Genomic DNA, 13,313 nt, shown 5'->3' with positions numbered 1-13,313 from the left:
TCGCTCAGTCGGCCAGCACCGCGAGGCCGGGCAGCTCCCGGCCCTCGAGGTACTCCAGCGACGCGCCGCCGCCGGTGCTGATGTGGCCGTAGGCGGCCTCGTCGAGCCCGAGCTGGCGCACCGCGGCGGCCGAGTCGCCGCCGCCGACGACCGACAGGCCGTCGACCGCGGCCACCGCTCCGGCCACCCCCCGGGTGCCGGCCTGGAACGGCGCGAGCTCGAACACGCCCATCGGCCCGTTCCAGAAGACGGTGCGGGCCCCGCCGAGCTCGCGGCCGAAGGCCTCGACCGTGCGCGGGCCGACGTCCAGGCCCATCTGGTCGTCCGGGATGGACTCGACCGGGACGGTGGTCGTCTCCACGTCCGCGCTGAACTCCGGCGCGCAGACGACGTCGAGCGGCAGCACGATGCGGTCACCGGCCTCGGCCAGCAGCCGCCGGCAGGTCTCGACCTGGTCGGCCTCCAGCAGCGACTTCCCGACCCCGTGGCCCTGGGCGGCCAGGAAGGTGAAGCACATGCCGCCGCCGACGAGCAGCCGGTCGACCTTGGGCAGCAGCGCCTCGATGACGGCCAGCTTGTCGCTGACCTTCGAGCCGCCGAGCACCACGACGTAGGGCCGCTCCGGGTCCCGGGTCAGCCGGGTGAGCACGTCGAGCTCGGTGGCCACCAGCCGGCCGGCGACGTGCGGCAGCCGCAGCGCCACGTCGTACACCGAGGCGTGCTTGCGGTGCACGGCGCCGAAGGCGTCGTCGACGAAGGTGTCGGCGAGGGCGGCGAACCGATCGGCCAGCCCGCCCCGCTCGGCGTCGTCCTTCGACGTCTCCGCGGCCTCGAAGCGGACGTTCTCCAGCAGCACAACGTCGCCGTCGCCGAGCTGACCGGCCTTCGCCTGCGCGTCCTCGCCCGCGACGTCGGCGGCCAGCGGCACCTCGGTGCCGAGCAGCTCACCGAGCCGGGCGGCGACCGGCGCCAGCGAGTACTGCGGGTCCGGCGCGCCCTTGGGCCGGCCGAGGTGGGCGGCGACGACGACGCGGGCACCGGCCTCGCGCAGCGCCTGCAGCGTGGGCAGGCTGGCGCGGATCCGGCCGTCGTCGGTGATGGCCCGGGTGGTCTTGTCCAGCGGGACGTTCAGGTCGGCGCGCACGAGCACGCGCCGACCCGAGACGCCCTCGGCGAGCAGGTCGTCGAGGGAACGCATGGCGCGCCGCGTCAGAGCGAGCGGCCGACGAGCTCGACGGAGTCGACGAGCCGGTTCGAGTAGCCCCACTCGTTGTCGTACCAGCCGAGCACCTTGGCCATCGGGCCGAAGACCTTGGTGAGCTTGCTGTCGTAGATGCAGCTCGCCGGGTCGGTGACGATGTCGGAGGAGACGATCGGGGCGTCGGTGTACTTGAGGATCCCCGCCAGCGGGCCCGCGGCGGCCTCGCGGTAGGCGGCGTCGATCTCGTCGGCCGGCACCTCGCGGGACAGCTGGACGGTGAGGTCGGTGGCCGAGCCGGTGGGCACCGGGACGCGGACGGCGTAACCGTCGAGCTTGCCCTGCAGCTCGGGCAGGACCAGGCCGATGGCCTTGGCCGCACCGGTCGAGGTGGGGACCATGTTGAGCGCGGCGGCGCGGGCGCGGCGCAGGTCTTTGTGCGGGCCGTCCTGCAGGTTCTGGTCGGCGGTGTAGGCGTGGATCGTGGTCATGAGACCGCGCTCGATGCCGAAGCTGTCGTTGAGCACCTTGGCCAGCGGGGCCAGGCAGTTGGTCGTGCAGGACGCGTTGCTGATGATCGTCTGCGAGCCGTCGTACTTCTCGTGGTTGACGCCCATGACGATGGTCAGGTCGTCGCCGGTGGCCGGCGCGGAGATGACGACCTTCCTGGCGCCCCCGGCGTCGACGTGCTTGCGGGCGTCGTCGGCCTTCGTGAAGAAACCGGTGGACTCGACGACGACGTCGACGCCCAGGTCGCCCCAGGGCAGGTTGGCCGGGTCGCGCTCGGAGAGGACCTTCATGGTCTTCCCGGCGATCTTGATGCCCTCGCCGTCGGCGGCGACGTCCTCGGACAGCACGCCCAGGATGCTGTCGTACTTGAGCAGGTGCGCCAGGACCTCGGGGCTGGTCAGGTCGTTGACCGCCACGATCTCGATGTCCTTGCCGCTGGCCGCGGCCGCGCGCCAGAAGTTGCGCCCGATCCGGCCGAACCCGTTGATGCCCACCCGTACGGTCACAGCAGACCTCCCATGTCTGTTCGGTGGAGCTCGTCTAGTCGGTGGAGCTGCAGGAGCCGCACGCGTGCGCGACCTCACCGGGGACTGACCCTATCGGTCCGGACACGACGCGGCCCGGGTCGCCCGGGAGGGCGACCCGGGCCGGTGACAGGCTGGAACGGCCCTCCTGCAGGGCCCCGCCGCGAGCCTGCGAGCGGTGGGGGGCAGGAGGGTCCTTTCACTGGGTGAGCATGTCCTCGGTCACGACCGACTCGGTGTCGGAGATGCCGAGGTCCTTGGCCCGCTTGTCGGCCATGGCCAGCAGCCGGCGGATCCGGCCGGCGACGGCGTCCTTGGTCATCGGGGGGTCGGCGCGCTGGCCGAGCTCCTCCAGCGACGCCTGGCCGTACTCCAGACGCAGCCGGCCGGCGACCAGCAGGTGCTCGGGGGCGTCGCCGTCGAGGATCTCCAGCGCCCGCTCCACGCGGGCGCTGGCTGCGACCGCCGCCCGGGCGGAGCGGCGCAGGTTGGCGTCGTCGAAGTTGGCCAGCCGGTTGGCGGTGGCCCGGACCTCGCGGCGCATCCGCCGCTCCTCCCAGGCCAGCACCGCGTCGTGGGCGCCCATGCGGGTGAGCAGCGCGCTGATCGCGTCGCCGTCGCGGACGACCACCCGGTCGGCGCCGCGCACCTCGCGGGCCTTGGCGGCGATGCCGAGCCGGCGGGCCGCGCCCACCAGCGCCATCGCGGCCTCCGGGCCCGGGCAGGTGACCTCCAGGGAGGAGGAGCGGCCGGGCTCGGTCAGCGAGCCGTGCGCGAGGAAGGCCCCCCGCCAGGCGGCCTCGGCGTCGTTCAGGCCGCCGCTGACCACCGACGGCGGCAGCCCGCGGACCGGCCGGCCCCGCTGGTCGACCAGCCCGGTCTGCCGGGCCAGGCCCTCGCCGTGCTTGGCGATCCGGACCAGGTAGCGCACCCCGCGGCGGATGTTGCCGCCCGCCAGCACGCTGACGCCGCTCGTGTAGCCGTAGACCTCGCTGATGTCGCGGCGCAGCCGGCGGGCCACCGAGCCGGTGTCGAGCTCGGCCTCGATGACCACTCGACCACCGACGATGTGCAGGCCGCCGCTGAAGCGCAGCAGCGCCGTGACCTCCGCCTTGCGCTCGGAGGTCTTCGTGCACTCCACGCGCGACAGTTCGTCCTTGACCATGGCCGTCATCGCCATGCCGTCCACCCCCATGTTCCCCCGGGCTCACCAAGCCCCATGTGCGGCGTTCCCTTCGTCTCCCTCTCGTACCGGTCCCGGTACGAGAGGTTGCGGTACCCGCTCGCTTATTTCCATGCCCTGTCGCGTCGCGACCACGGACCAGAGCGCCTCGCGGAGTGCTCCGGCCAGGCGCACCGGGTCGTGTCGCGGCACGCCGCGGTCCTCGGCGACCGGGGCCAGGACGAGCTCGGCACCGCACTCACGTACCGCAGACAGGAGACCACGGCGGTCAACCACCGATTCCTCATCGGCGATCACCGTGTGCAATGCCACTCCGCGGAGATGGCTCTGCAGCACGGTGAGGTGCTCCTCCGGCGAGAAGCCGTCGGTCTCCCCTGGCTGGGGCTCGAGATTGAGGACGACGACCACCCGGGCGCGGCTCGCGGCGAGCGCGGCGCGCAGCCGCGGTACCAGCAGGTGCGGCAGCACCGACGTGTACCAGGAACCCGGGCCCAGCGAGACGACGTCGGCGGTGGCGATGGCGTCCAGCACGTCGGGGTGCACCGGCGGGTCGGCCGGGGACAGCCGGATCTCGCGCACCCGTCCCGGCGTCGTGGCGATCGCCACCTGACCGCGGATGGTCCGCGCCCGCGCCGGGTCGTCGGGGTCGGTGCTCTCCACCCGCGCGACCAGGTCCAGGGGGACGTCGGCCATCGGCAGCACCCGCCCGCGGGCGCCCAGCAACCGGCACACGTCGTCCAGCGCCCGGACGGTGTCCCCGCCGTGCATCTCGACCAGCCCGGTCAGCACCAGGTTGCCCACCGGGTGGCCGGCGAGGACGCCGCTGCCGCCGAGGCGGTGCTGCAGGAGCGCCGCCATCCGGCGGGTGTCGGCGTCCTCGCCGGCCAGCGCGGTCAACGCCATCCGCAGGTCGCCCGGCGGCAGGACCGGCATCTCCCGCCGGATCCGCCCGGAGGAGCCACCGTCGTCCGCGACGGTGACGACCGCGGTCAGGTCCGGCGTGATCCGGCGCCAGGCGGCGAGCGCCGCCGCCAGCCCGTGACCGCCGCCGAAGGCGACCACGCGCGGCGGCCGGACCGCGGCCGCGTCGGGTCCGGCGGACGGGGCGTGTTCCGGGGCCCCCACTACTCGCGGCCCAGGTCGCGGTGCTGGACGGTGGCGTCGACGCCGTCGGCGCGCAGCCGTCGGGCGAACTCCTCGGCGATGGCGACGCTGCGGTGCTTCCCGCCGGTGCAGCCCACGGCGAGGGTCAGGTAGCGCTTGCCCTCGCGGCGGTAGCCGGGGATGAGCAGGCGCAGCACGTCGGTGTACCGGTCGAGGAAGGGTCGGGCGGCGTCCTGGCCGAGGACGTAGTCGCGGACGTCGGGGTCCTGACCGGTGTGCGGGCGCAGGTCGGGCAGCCAGTGCGGGTTGGGCAGGAAGCGGGCATCGACGACCAGGTCGGCGTCCAACGGCAGGCCGTACTTGAACCCGAAGCTGAGCACCGTCGCGGTCAGCGGCGGCGTCTTGCCCTCGCGGGCGAAGGCGTTCTCCAGCGTGGCGCGCAGCTGGTGGATGTTGAGGTCGCTGGTGTCGACCCAGAGATCGGCCTCGCCGGCGATGCCGGTCAGCAGCGCCCGCTCCTCGGTGATGCCGTCGATGAGCGTGCCGGTGCCCTGCAGCGGGTGCTCCCGCCGGTTGGACTCGTAGCGGCGGACCAGCACCTCGTCGCGCGCGTGCACGTAGACGACCCGCGGGCGGTGGCCGGCCTCGGCGAGCACCCGGATGGCCTCCTGCAGGTCGCTGGAGAAGGCCCGGCTGCGGACGTCGACGACGGCGGCGAACCGGCGCACGTCGCCGCGGGCGCCGAGCTCGACCATGGGCAGCAGCAGCGCCGGCGGCAGGTTGTCGACGACGAACCAGCCGAGGTCCTCCAGCACCCGCCCGGCGCTGTTCTTGCCGGCGCCGGAGAGCCCGGTGACGACGACGACGTCCAGCGGCGGCGTCTCGGTGGAGGTGGGGTCGAGCGGTACCGGGACCTCGCTGTGCGGGTGTCCGGGGGCGCCGGGCGGCACCTCGAGGTGGGCGGTCCCGGCCTGCTCCGTCACAGTGCTCCCCGTTCGCCCCGGCCCGGCGGAGCCGGATCCACCACCGAGCCGCTCACGACGCCACCAGCCCGACCTCGGCGGTGGCGCCGGAGCCGCTGCGGGGGGTGCCGCGCGCGGCCGGACCGGCCGGGGCGGTCGTCGTCTCCACGGTCTCCCCGGCGGGCGCGGCGTCGTCCGCCGGCCCGCTCGCCTCGGGGGCGCCCGCCTCCCCCGCCTCCGGCTGCGCCACCGCCGCGAGCACTGCCTCCGCCGTCCGCCGACCGATGCCGGGCACGACCATCAGCTCCTCGACCGTGGCAGCCCGCAGCCTCTTGAGGGATCCGAACTGCTTCATCAGCGCCTTCCGTCGCGTCTCCCCGAGCCCGGGGACGTCGTCCAACAGGGAGACCAGCATGCTGGTGGACCGCTTCTGCCGGTGGTAGGTGATCGCGAAGCGGTGCGCCTCGTCGCGGACCCGCTGCAGCAGGTACAGCGCCTCGGAGGTGCGCGGCAGGATGACCGGGTCGGACTCCCCGGGCAGCCACACCTCCTCCATCCGCTTGGCCAGCCCGCAGACGGCCACGTCGACGATGCCCAGCTCGTCGAGCGACCGGGCGGCCGCGGCGACCTGCGGTGCACCGCCGTCCACCACGAGCAGGTTCGGCGGGTAGGCGAACCGGCGCGGCCGGCCCTCCTCCGCCGCCACCCCCTGCTCGTCGCGGCGGTCCTGCTCCTCCTTGAGGTGGCGGGCGAACCGGCGCCGGACGACCTCGGCCATCGCCGCGGTGTCGTCGGTGCCGTGGGTGACGGAGAACCGGCGGTAGTCGGACTTCTTCGCCAGACCGTCCTCGAAGACGACCATGCTGGCCACGACGTTGGTCTGCTGGACGTGCGAGACGTCGATGCACTCGATGCGCAGCGGCGCGTCGGGCAGCTCCAGCGCCTCCTGCAGCTCCGACAGCGCCAGCGAGCGGGCGGTGAGGTCGCTGGACCGCTTGACCCGGTGCCGGGCGAAGGCCTCCTTGGCGTTGCGCTCCACCGTCTCCAGCAGGGCCCGCTTGTCGCCCCGCTGTGGCACCCGCAGGCTCACGCGGCTGCCGCGGAGCTCGCTGAGCAGCTCCTCGTAGACGTCGGCATCGTCGGGCAGCTCGGGGACGAGCACCTCCCTGGGCACCGCCTCCCCCGCCTCCCCGACGCCGGTCGCCTCGTCGACGCCGCCGTAGACCTGCAGCACGAACTGCTCGACCAGCTCGCCGGTGCTGACCTCCTCGACCTTGTCGACGATCCACCCGCGCTGGCCGCGGACCCGACCGCCGCGGACGTGGAAGACCTGCACGGAGGCCTCCAGCTCGTCCTGGGCGAAGGCGACCACGTCGGCGTCGGTGCCGTTCCCGAGGACGACGGCCTGCTTCTCCATCGCCCGCCGGAGGGCGCCGAGGTCGTCGCGCAGCCGGGCGGCCTTCTCGTACTCCATCGCCTCGGCGGCCTCGGCCATCTCGCGCTCGAGGCGGCGGATCATCTGGTCGGTGCGCCCGGCCATGAACTCGCAGAAGCCGTCGACGATCTGCCGGTGCTCCTCCGCGGAGACCCGGCCGACGCAGGGGGCGGCGCACTTGCCGATGTAGCCGAGCAGGCAGGGCCGGCCGATCTGGCCGGCGCGCTTGAAGACGCCGTTGGAGCAGGTCCGCGCCGGGAAGACTCGGGTGAGGGTGTCGAGCGTCTCGCGGATGGCCCAGGCGTGCGCGTACGGGCCGAAGTAGCGGACGCCCTTCTTCTTCGGGCCGCGCATCACCTGCAGCCGCGGGTACTCCTCGTTGAGCGTCACGGCGAGGCTCGGGTAGCTCTTGTCGTCGCGGTAGCGGACGTTGAACCGCGGGTCGAACTCCTTGATCCAGTTGTACTCGAGCTGGAGGGCCTCGACCTCCGTGCCGACGACGGTCCACTCGACGCTGGCCGCCGTCGTCACCATCTGCCGGGTGCGAGGGTGCAGGCCCGCGACGTCGGCGAAGTAGCTGTTCAACCGCTGCCGGAGGTTCTTGGCCTTGCCGACGTAGACCACCCGGCCGTTGGGGTCGCGGAACTTGTAGACGCCGGGCGACTCCGGGATGCTGCCGACCGCCGGTCGGTACGTGGACGGGTCGGGCATGTACCCCAGGTTAGGTGGGCCGGACGACGCTTCGCCGACCGCGGGGCACCCGGGATCACACCGGTGTGGTTCGGATGCCGGTCAGCCGGCGAGCCGGGCACCCATCCAGGCCAGCAGGTCGGCGGTCACCTCGTCGCGGTTGGTCTCGTTGAAGACCTCGTGCCGGGCGTCGGGGTAGACCCGCAGCTCGACCGGCAGGCCGTGGGCGCGCAGCAGGTCGGCCAGCGCGGTGACCTGGGCGGCATCCACCCCACCGACCGGGTCGCGCTGCCCGGCCAGCAGCAGCACCGGCAGCCCGTCGGGCAGGCCGGCCACGCCCTCGGGGGTCGCCACCTGCGTCACGAGCTCGAACATCCCGGCGCCGTAGCGGTACGTCGGCGGGAAGTCGTCGCCGCACAGCGGGTCGGCCACGTAGGCGTCGACCTCGTCGGCGTCGCGGGTCAGCCAGTCGAAGGGGGTGCGGGCCGGCTCGAAGGGGGCGTTGAAGGCGCCCAGGGCGTCCATCGGCTGGTCGCCCATCCCGCCGGCGACCGCCGCCTGGAGCTGCGGCACGACCTCGACGAAGCCCGGAGAGACGCCGATCGGCCCGGAGAGCACCAGGCCGGCCAGGCCGGCGCCGTCGCGCTCGGCCGAGGCAAGCGCGACCGCGGAACCCAGCGAGTGGCCGAGCAGGAAGGCCGGGACGCCGGGGTGGTCGGCGGCCAGCCGCTGTCCCAGGTCGCGGACGTCGTCGAGGACGGCGTCGCTGCTCGCGCCCTCCCCGAAGCCGCCCGGGCCGGTCGACTCCGCCGTGCGCCCGTGCCCCCGCTGGTCGAGGGCGCCGACGGCGAGGCCCTGCGCGATGAGCGCGCGGGCCAGCCGCTCGTAGCGACCGGCGTGCTCGGAGAGCCCGTGCACGAGCTGGACGGTCCCCCGCACCGCGCCCTCGGGCGTCCACCGGCGCTCGGCCAGCCGGACGCCGTCGGCGGCCGTGGTCCAGGTGACGGGGGCAGGGTCGGTCATCGCGGCAGGCCTCCTCGGACGGCGTCGTCGCCGGTCAGCCTGCCTGCTCCCCGCCGGCCGCGCAGGCCGGCCCGGAGCCGGCCCGCCGCGTCAGCCCACCGGGCGCGACCGGCGCACCGCTCCCGCCCAGGGCGCGTGCGCCGCGACCGCTGCGCCGGCCCGCCGGGCCAGGCGGACCGCCCGCCCGCCCAGCACGAGCGCGGACACCAGACCCAGCCCACCGGCCAGGAAGGCCACCGCGCCCGGCACCGCCTCGCCGGTGACGGCGAGCACCGCGACGGTCACCAGGGCGAGCAGGACGACCGTGGACCGCACGCCGCCCCCGGGCGGGGACGTCGGCGAGCCGCAGTTGGACAGGTCTGGGTCACAGTCGGGCGTGAGCGCACCCACCGGCGCCTCCTCCATCGGGGACCCGCCACGTCGGTCGACGACGTGACGTCGGTCACACGGAGGGTAGGGCTCGAGTCGCCCTCCGCTCAAGCCCGCCGGCGTCCCCCGGTCGGCGGGCTCAGAGCTCCGCCACCTCGTAGGTGTGCCCGGCGGCGCGCAGCCGGTCCACCAGCACGGACCCGAGCGCGGTGGCCGGGGTGAGCGATCCCGCCCGGCCGGGGAGCCGGTCGCCGTCCAGCGCCAGCGCCAGCGCGGTCTCGCCCAGCATGAGCGCGGTGGCGGCGTAGCCGGGGTCGCCCTGGCCGGCGGCGGTGGCGCGGTACCGGCGTCCGCCCTCGGTGGTGGCGTCGACGTCCATGCGGAACCAGCCCCGGGCCCGGGTCTCCTCGCCGGGGCCGGCGCCCGGTTCGGGGAGCACCCGGTCCAGCAGGGACCGGGTGGGGGGCAGGCTCATTGCGGCGACGACGCCGGCCAGTCCGGCCGTGACCCCGGCGGCCGTCACGGCACCGGGGATCCCCCGCCCGCAGCCCATCACCTCGCCGTAGCGCAGCCCGCGGCCGTACGCCCAGTCCTGCAGGGCGTTGCTGCGCCGGACGACGCGGGTGTTGAACGGGGCCATGAGGAAGGTCGCCGTCCACCGCCCGTCCGGGGTGCGCGACGGCGGAGCTGCGTCGCGGGGCTGGCGGGTCTCGGGCTCGGCGTCGCGGTCGGGGCTGAGCGCGAACGGGTCGCCGACCAGCCGGCGCGCCGTGCTGTCGCGACCCAGCTCCTCGAACTGGGCGCGGACGGAGGCGACGGTGCCGCCGCTGATCCCGCCGCGAGCGGTGGCGACCAGCTGGACGTCGCGCAGGCCGCTGGCACCGTCGAGGCGGGCCCGCTCGGCGAGCAGGAGGGCGGACAGGTCGGAGGGTACGGAGTCGTATCCGCAGGCGTGCACGATCCGGGCGCCGGTCTCGCGGGCGACCGCGTCGGTGCGGTCGATCGCCCGTCGGACGAACAGCACCTCGCCGGTGAGGTCGGCGTAGTGCGTGCCGGCCCGGGCGCAGGCCTCGACGACGGGCAGGCCGTGGCGGAGGTACGGGCCGACGGTCGTGGCCAGCACCCCGGTCGAGGCGGCCAGCGCGGTGAGCGATCCGGCGTCGGTGGAGTCGGCCTCGACGAGCGGCCAGTCCCGGGCGGCCGCCGGCAGCTCACCGCGCACCTGCTCGAGCCGGCTCCGCGACCGGCCGGCCAGCGCGATGCGGAGGCCGGTCGGGGCGGCCCCGGCGAGGTAAGCGGCGAGCAGCCGGCCGACGAAGCCGGTGGCGCCGTAGACGACCAGGTCGTGGGTGCGCGCGGGATCGGACACCCGGCCATCCTCGCCCGGGTGCCCGACCACCGCTCAGCTGGCCTTCTTGCGGACCCGCTTCTTCGGCGCCGCCGCGGCCGCGACCGCGTCCGGGGCGAGCACCGGGACCAGGTAGCGGCCGGTGTGGCTCTCCGGGACCGTGGCGAGGAACTCCGGCGGCCCCTCCGCGACGACCGTACCGCCGCGGAAGCCGCCCTCGGGGCCCATGTCGATCAGCCAGTCGGCGCTCTTGATGACGTCGAGGTTGTGCTCGATGACGATGACGGAGTTGCCCTTGTCGACGAGGCCCTGCAGCACGATCAGCAGCTTGCGGATGTCCTCGAAGTGCAGCCCGGTGGTGGGCTCGTCCAGCACGTAGATGCTGCGGCCGTTGGACCGCTTCTGCAGCTCGCTGGCCAGCTTGACGCGCTGCGCCTCGCCGCCGGAGAGGGTGGTCGCCGGCTGGCCGAGCCGGACGTACCCCAGCCCGACCTCGGTCAGCGTGCGCAGGTACCGGGAGATGGCCGGGATGGCGGCGAAGAAGTCGGCCGCCTCCTCGATGGGCATGTCCAGGACCTCGGCGACGGTCCGGCCCTTGTAGTGCACCTCGAGGGTCTCCCGGTTGAACCGGGCGCCCTTGCACACCTCGCACGGCACGTAGACGTCCGGCAGGAAGTTCATCTCGATCTTCAGCGTGCCGTCGCCGGAGCAGGCCTCGCAGCGACCGCCCTTGACGTTGAAGGAGAACCGGCCGGGCTGGTAGCCGCGGATCTTCGCCTCCGACGTGCTGGCGAACAGCTTGCGCACGTGGTCCCAGACGCCGGTGTAGGTCGCCGGGTTGGACCGCGGGGTGCGGCCGATGGGCGACTGGTCGACGTGCACGACCTTGTCGAGCTGGTCCAGGCCGGTGATGGTGCGGTGCCGGCCGGGCACCATCCGCGCGCGGTTCAGCTCGTTGGCCAGGGTCGTGTAGAGGATGTCGTTGACCAGGCTGGACTTCCCGGAGCCCGAGACGCCGGTGACCGCGACGAGCAGGCCCAGCGGGAAGGTGACGTCGACGCCCTTGAGGTTGTGCTCGCGGGCGCCCTTGACGACCAGCTCCCGGCCGGGCGTCGGCTGGCGGCGCACCTGCGGGACGGCGATTTCCTTGCGCCCGGAGAGGTACTGCCCGGTCAGCGAGCGCTCGCTGGCCAGCAGCTCCTCGACGGTGCCGCTGACGACGACCTCGCCGCCGTGCTCACCGGCGCCGGGGCCGATGTCGACGACCCAGTCGGCGGTCTTGATGGTGTCCTCGTCGTGCTCGACGACGATCAGCGTGTTGCCCATGTCGCGCAGCCGCACGAGGGTCTCGATCAGCCGGGTGTTGTCCCGCTGGTGCAGCCCGATCGAGGGCTCGTCCAGCACGTACAGGACGCCGACCAGTCCGGACCCGATCTGGGTGGCCAGCCGGATCCGCTGCGCCTCGCCGCCGGCCAGCGTCGCCGCCGGCCGGTCCAGCGACAGGTAGTCCAGGCCGACGTCGACCAGGAAGGACAGCCGGGCCTGGATCTCCCGGAGCACGCGGTCGGCGATGGCCCGCTCGCGCTCGCCGAGCTCCAGGCTGTTCAGCCATCCGGAGGCGTCGCCGATGGACAGGCCGGTGACCTCGGCGATCGAACGGCCGTTGAGCTTGACGGCGAGGATCTCGGGCTTGAGCCGGGTGCCGTGGCAGACGGGGCAGGGCACGTCGCGCATGTAGCCCTCGTACTTGTCCCGCATGTACTCGCTGTCGGTGTCCTCGTGCCGCCGCTCGAGGAAGGGCAGCACGCCCTCGAAGGCGGCGTAGTAGCTGCGCTCGCGGCCGTAGCGGTTCTTGTAGCGGACGTGCACCTGGTCCGGCGAGCCGTGCAGGACCGCCTTCTGCACCCTGGCCGGCAGCCGCCCCCACGGGTCGTCCATGGAGAAGCCGAGCTGCTGCGAGAGACCGGTGAGCAGCCGGGTGAAGTACTCGTTGCTCATCGAGGTCGCCCACGGGGCGATCGCGCCCTGCGCCAGGCTCTTCTCGGAGTCCGGCACGACGAGGTCGGGGTCGACCTCCTTGCGGGTGCCGATGCCGGTGCACTCGGGGCAGGCGCCGAACGGCGAGTTGAAGGAGAACGACCGCGGCTCGAGCGCCTCGAAGGACAACCCGTCGTCCACGCAGGCCAGGTGCTCGGAGAAGGTGCGCTCGCGCTGCGGGTCGTCCTCGGGCAGGTCGACGAAGTCGAGGACGACGAGACCGCCGGCCAGGCCCAGCGCCGTCTCGACCGAGTCGGTGAGCCGCCGCTTCGCGCTCTCCTTGACGGTGAGCCGGTCGACGATCACCTCGATCGTGTGCTTCTCCTGCTTCTTCAGCTTCGGCGGGTCGGTCAGCTGGTGGACGACGCCGTCGACGCGGACCCGGGAGAAGCCCTGGGTCTGCAGCGAGCTGAACAGGTCGACGTACTCGCCCTTGCGGGCCCGGACGACGGGGGCGAGCACCTGGAAGCGGGTGCCTTCCTCCATCGCCAGCACCTGGTCGACGATCTGCTGCGGGGTCTGCCGGGAGATCGGCTTGCCGCAGTTGGGGCAGTGCGGCTGGCCGGCGCGGGCGTAGAGCAGCCGCAGGTAGTCGTAGACCTCGGTGATCGTGCCGACGGTCGACCGCGGGTTGCGGTTGGTGGACTTCTGGTCGATCGAGACGGCCGGTGAGAGCCCCTCGATGAAGTCGACGTCGGGCTTGTCCATCTGGCCCAGGAACTGGCGGGCGTAGGCCGACAGCGACTCGACGTAGCGGCGCTGACCCTCGGCGAAGATCGTGTCGAAGGCGAGGCTGGACTTCCCCGAGCCGGACAGCCCCGTGAACACGATCAGCGCGTCGCGGGGCAGGTCGAGGTTGACGTCCTTGAGGTTGTGCTCGCGGGCGCCGCGGACGACGAGGCGGTCCATGTGATCCCTGTCGGTCGTGCT

Annotated in this window: 10 protein-coding genes; all 10 read right to left on the bottom strand. The window is 73.8% G+C overall.

From position 1 onward, the window contains the following. Positions 1-4: 4 nt before the first annotated feature. On the bottom strand, positions 5-1,198 hold the full coding sequence (locus GOBS_RS10015; protein WP_012948171.1) for a phosphoglycerate kinase: 1,194 nt from the start codon (positions 1,196-1,198) through the stop codon (positions 5-7). Positions 1,199-1,209: 11 nt separating this feature from the next. Further along, the gene (gene gap / locus GOBS_RS10010) at positions 1,210-2,214 is read right to left on the bottom strand and encodes a type I glyceraldehyde-3-phosphate dehydrogenase (RefSeq protein WP_012948170.1); all 1,005 of its coding nucleotides are present in this window, start codon (positions 2,212-2,214) and stop codon (positions 1,210-1,212) included. A gap of 217 nt (positions 2,215-2,431) precedes the next feature. Continuing rightward, the gene (whiA, locus tag GOBS_RS10005; protein ID WP_012948169.1) at positions 2,432-3,412 is read right to left on the bottom strand and encodes a DNA-binding protein WhiA; all 981 of its coding nucleotides are present in this window, start codon (positions 3,410-3,412) and stop codon (positions 2,432-2,434) included. A gap of 27 nt (positions 3,413-3,439) precedes the next feature. Beyond that, a complete protein-coding gene (locus tag GOBS_RS10000; RefSeq protein WP_012948168.1) occupies positions 3,440-4,540 on the bottom strand; it encodes a gluconeogenesis factor YvcK family protein in 1,101 nt (366 codons plus the stop codon). Next, a complete protein-coding gene (rapZ, locus tag GOBS_RS09995; protein ID WP_012948167.1) occupies positions 4,540-5,502 on the bottom strand; it encodes an RNase adapter RapZ in 963 nt (320 codons plus the stop codon). Before rapZ ends, GOBS_RS10000 begins: the two co-directional genes overlap by 1 nt. Before the next feature lie 52 nt (positions 5,503-5,554). After that, the gene (uvrC, locus tag GOBS_RS09990; protein WP_012948166.1) at positions 5,555-7,627 is read right to left on the bottom strand and encodes an excinuclease ABC subunit UvrC; all 2,073 of its coding nucleotides are present in this window, start codon (positions 7,625-7,627) and stop codon (positions 5,555-5,557) included. 81 nt (positions 7,628-7,708) lie between these two features. Then, positions 7,709-8,629 carry an alpha/beta fold hydrolase gene (locus GOBS_RS09985; protein ID WP_012948165.1) on the bottom strand — a complete coding sequence of 307 codons (921 nt, stop codon included), beginning with the start codon at positions 8,627-8,629 and terminating at the stop codon, positions 7,709-7,711. A 90-nt stretch (positions 8,630-8,719) separates the two neighbouring features. After that, complete coding sequence (locus GOBS_RS09980) at positions 8,720-9,019, bottom strand: hypothetical protein (RefSeq protein WP_012948164.1); 300 nt, start codon at positions 9,017-9,019, stop codon at positions 8,720-8,722. 118 nt (positions 9,020-9,137) lie between these two features. Continuing rightward, positions 9,138-10,367: a saccharopine dehydrogenase family protein gene (locus GOBS_RS09975; RefSeq protein ID WP_012948163.1), complete on the bottom strand. Its 1,230-nt coding sequence runs from the start codon at positions 10,365-10,367 to the stop codon at positions 9,138-9,140. 33 nt (positions 10,368-10,400) lie between these two features. Next, the gene (gene uvrA / locus GOBS_RS09970) at positions 10,401-13,292 is read right to left on the bottom strand and encodes an excinuclease ABC subunit UvrA (RefSeq protein WP_012948162.1); all 2,892 of its coding nucleotides are present in this window, start codon (positions 13,290-13,292) and stop codon (positions 10,401-10,403) included. Between the last annotated feature and the right edge of the window lie 21 nt (positions 13,293-13,313).

Origin of the sequence: Geodermatophilus obscurus DSM 43160 (genome assembly GCF_000025345.1) — a bacterium.
Taxonomy (GTDB): Bacteria; Actinomycetota; Actinomycetes; order Mycobacteriales; family Geodermatophilaceae; genus Geodermatophilus; species Geodermatophilus obscurus.
This window is presented reverse-complemented; position numbering and strand designations above follow the sequence as displayed.